Origin of the sequence: Candidatus Sororendozoicomonas aggregata, assembly GCF_031528575.1 — a bacterium.
GTDB classification, from domain to species: domain Bacteria; phylum Pseudomonadota; class Gammaproteobacteria; order Pseudomonadales; family Endozoicomonadaceae; genus Endonucleibacter; species Endonucleibacter aggregata.
The window spans coordinates 1-3,694 of record NZ_JAVLSP010000163.1 but is presented as its reverse complement, the minus strand read 5'-3'; the positions used below and the strand labels follow the sequence as shown (position 1 = coordinate 3,694).

The 3,694-nt window shown below is 48.1% G+C and carries 2 protein-coding genes; both read left to right on the top strand.

Annotated features, from left to right (window positions below; all coding sequences use genetic code 11):
* The first annotated feature begins 159 nt into the window (after positions 1 to 159).
* The gene (locus V4C51_RS17315; RefSeq protein ID WP_330927426.1) at positions 160 to 531 is read left to right on the top strand and encodes an acetyl-CoA sensor PanZ family protein; all 372 of its coding nucleotides are present in this window, start codon (positions 160 to 162) and stop codon (positions 529 to 531) included.
* A gap of 118 nt (positions 532 to 649) precedes the next feature.
* Positions 650 to 2,629, top strand: coding sequence for an SPOR domain-containing protein (locus V4C51_RS17310; protein ID WP_330927425.1), 1,980 nt, complete (start codon positions 650 to 652; stop codon positions 2,627 to 2,629).
* Positions 2,630 to 3,694: the final 1,065 nt, after the last annotated feature.

Sequence of the window (3,694 nt, the reverse complement as noted above, 5' to 3'; positions counted from 1 at the left end):
CAAATAGTCCCGCTATTCTCCTCACAAAAGCGACTTTTTATCCTCCATTTCTCGCAGTCCTCGCTACGGGCAGACTTCTAAGACTGCTTCTAAATCCCTTGAAAAAACCGGTAAACCCCATCAGACTCCTGCCTCAATCAACACAATAGCTGAAACTCTATGCCTGTTACCATTGAAGAAATCATTCAACCTTCTAGTCAGGACCGGGATGATTTGCAAAAGATTTATGAGGATGCCCCCTCATGGATGCTTGATAACTGGCGCTCAACTGACCATTCAAGCGCAATAGCACGCTTGCTTGACACCGTTGCTCAAACAGAGGATCAACACCTCTACGCCGCCCGCTTCAACCACCGGCTCCTCGGAGCACTCATTGTCGATAAGCAAAACGACAGATGGTTAATACACCATTTATGTGTAAGACAGCTAACACGAGGCCGGGGCGTGGGTAGTCGATTATTACGGGTGGTCACACAAAAAGCACTGACCAAAGGCAAGGCCATAACCCTATATAATCCGGTAATACGGTAGTTAGAAAAGACGATTGGTATAACGGTTTCTTAATGAACACCTGGATATTTTTTGATCAATGCTTGCAATTGACTGCAATCAGGGTAATGTGGAGATAATGGTCAAAAGGATCTGACTCATGCCCGCTCGCGCCTTATTTAAGGATAAGCAGCTCAGACTTTGCGTCGTGACAACGCTGGCTACCGGGTCTGCTGGTAATACAACAGAGGCATTACTGCTTCCCCCGAAACCATTGGCTTTCAGCTCAACCTGGGATTGCCAGTCAGGCAATGATAATGACTGGCTGTGTGATGCCGGTGCTGACGGGGTCTATCAGGAAGCACCCGAATCAGCCTTCCCAATCAACCGGGAAAGCCAGGTTGCTCACACCTATCGTTACCAGTCAGCCGTCGCCGAACAACCAATGTACGGCTCTCACATCACAACATCACCTTTTGCCAATCCCTATTCTCCATCAACGACCAGAGTGACCGAAAGCGCAGTCCTGACTGAGCTGCTCAATGCCCCACCTGATAACTACGTCTTACAATGGATTGCAGCGAATAGCCGTGAGCCTTTAGAGCGCCTGAAAGCACAATACCCGGTCCTTCAAGAAGCGACAATTGCCGAATACCAACGTGCCAAAAAACAATGGTTTTTGCTGCTTGACGGCCCCTATCCCAGCCGGGTGGCGGCTATGGCCGCCCTCAAGCGGGAGCCACGCGCCAGCATTGCAGCCAAATTTTATCCCTGGACCCGTTCGGTGGCCAGCATCCAACAGCTTAACCTTGTCAGGCCAAGCACATTTGTTAATAACGCCCAATACCCTGAGACCGCGCCTGCTTATTCCAGCATTAACCATCATAATAACCCGTTGCCGGAACAGCTAACTTATAACACCCATGTTTCAAGTGCTTATCAGGCATTGCCCTATGGCCACGCGCAAGTTTCACCCTCAACCCCACAGAAGCAGCAACATCAAAATAACAGGCTGCACTATCCTGACCCACAATCCTACCCGCAGTCTCTCGAGACTATTGCCGCTCAGCCGCCTGTGCCAAAATACAGAGCCTATCAGTACAACAGACATACGCAGCAGCCCCTGACAGCCGCCAGCGATTACACGAACAATTACCCTGAAACAACACAGGCGCTACATTACCCGACACTGGCGATGGAGTCCCCTGTGTTCGGTGAGCAGCTACATTATGCCACAGCTTCCACTGGTCAATATGCCATAACTCGCCAGAGGCAGGAGTATCAAGAGGCTGGCTATAACCAACAGCCTTATTCACAACGACAATACCCACCAGCCCAGAAACAGGCATATCTTCCCGACTATAATATACAGCCAACGGAATATACCGATTACGGATACAACCCTGACTTCTACCGGGAGCAGCCCGAGCCTGCCCCCAGCCGGAAGCATTACGGCGCATCAGCCATCCGCCATGAAGACTTTAGTGGGAATCATCAGCCATCGTACAATGACAGGGCACTCAATGTCCCGCCTGGCAGCTATACCATTCAGTGGCTGGCAGCAAATGACAAAGCATCTCTCGAGCGCGTTCAGCTTCGATACCCTGCGCTGCAAAATACCCGCATTGTGCATTACCGTAAACGCAACGCCGACTGGTATGTATTAATTGGTGGCACCTTCATGAGCAGAGAAGCGGCTCAGGCTGCTCTGGCATTACCTCCTTATTCTCGCCTGACCGCAAGACTATATCCGTGGATTCGTTCAGTGGAAGGTTTACAGAAAATGGTTGCTGGCACCCCCCGACAACCTCATGTACAACAACCGGGCCATTTCCCACAACCAATGCAGCGCGTTGCCCATCACGATGGCGGTTACACCATACAGTGGTATGCAGCCAATCACCCGGATGAGATCAGGCGGATGCAGCAACAGTTCCCGGAACTATCAAACGCCGTAACCGTGCACTTCAGACGTAATCAAAGGGACTGGTACGTACTATTACAGGGACAGTTTAATTCTAACAGGGAGGCTATGCTGGCGTTAAAGTCACCTGCCATGCGAAATGCAGCCAGAGTATTACACCCCTGGACCCGACCGGTGAATACGCTAAGGCATTTGAATATTCAGGAAAGGGGCTGAAAACAGCCAGGCTCCATAGAAGCTGCTCACAATCTTTTGCTCATAAACGATTGTGAACAGCTTCTTAATGACCAGTGGCTTATATTGCTAATATGAATTCAATTCAGAATACTCTCCCCAGCACATGTCGATAATAATGTTGTAGTGAGTTTAACCTGCGAAACAACTTCCCTGAAGGGCTTGATATACACTAACCACGACAATAGATATCACAGCCCTTTATCGCAAAGCAGTTGCTTACCGTCGTTAGCTTACATGCAGATTTTCCTACGGTGTCGTTTACTAAACTTGCATTCATATGCAAAACAGCAGGGTTCGAGAGAGTCGCAATCATCCCAAAATTCACCACATGATTTGGCAGCGCTACTTTCGGGTGCTATCGAATAAACGATGCCTTTCTTTTCGCTAAAAAACGTCAACGCCGTATCACCATCAAGTGTTTCCAGGCATTGCTCCATGTTCTGGCCCTCTCGTTTGCAATAATTGATAGCATTTATCCTAAAGACACCAACAGAATGAGGCGTGCTGGACTTAAGCATTTTCTCTACCAGCTGGTTTGGCGACAGACTTTGTGATGAATAAGATGGCAAACTAAAGTAGCTGGTGGCAATGAAGAGAAGGAGTACTGCGGGATTCTTCATTTTGAACCTCTGTATAACATGAAAGACAAGACAGCTTTGGGGGAGCCAAGCGCGACAACCCGTCAAACTTAGCTCCTAATACGTCTGTCGGAAAATTATGATTTTCTTATACTCACCTGTATCAGTATGTAACAACACTAACAGACGCTGTTAGTTTAGTAGGAGGTCGATTATTTTTCCAAGTTAAGGAATACGGCATTTGAAAAATACCGGCTCAGTCAGGGTGAACGGCTATATCTCACTTTTTCAGCTCTGGATGTCGAGTGATATAAGGTTAAATATTAGAGCACCCCGACTTAACTTGACCCTTTTGTAATAAGTTAACTGTCGTCTGATTGAGCTTACAGAGAACGCTTCTTATCCACTCTGGAATGGACAAGTCATACCAATCGTATTTTATAGGAGGCTGTCGGACTTATGCTTT

Excerpts from the sequence above, each read along its gene's own strand:
- V4C51_RS17315 (WP_330927426.1), top strand. The coding sequence starts at position 160 with ATGCCTGTTACCATTGAAGAAATCATTCAACCTTCTAGTCAGGACCGG.
- V4C51_RS17310 (WP_330927425.1), top strand. The coding sequence starts at position 650 with ATGCCCGCTCGCGCCTTATTTAAGGATAAGCAGCTCAGACTTTGCGTC.